The 223-nt window shown below is 35.9% G+C and carries 1 pseudogene; it reads right to left on the reverse strand.

Going from position 1 to position 223, the window contains the following annotated elements:
- Positions 1-223, reverse strand: a pseudogene (locus tag UC75_RS21610) (OprD family outer membrane porin); the annotation flags it as partial.

Consider the following 223-nt stretch of genomic DNA (forward strand, 5'->3'; position numbering starts at 1 on the left):
ATATTTAAACTTAGACGTAAGAGCAAAGTTAGGTTGTTTCCAATTATGCTCAAGTCCAACATAGTGTTTGTTGTAGAGATCTTCTAAATTACCAAAGTAGTATTCGCCCTTGAGTGACGGCGTAAATTGATAGCGCAGATCTAAGTAGTTCAGGCCATCAGATTCTTTGGTAATTCCATTTGAAGTGAACGAAAACTTTTTAAAATCTTCTTCATTTCGTGGC

This window comes from Acinetobacter sp. V2 (assembly GCF_001188385.1).
Classification (GTDB): Bacteria; Pseudomonadota; Gammaproteobacteria; order Pseudomonadales; family Moraxellaceae; genus Acinetobacter; species Acinetobacter oleivorans.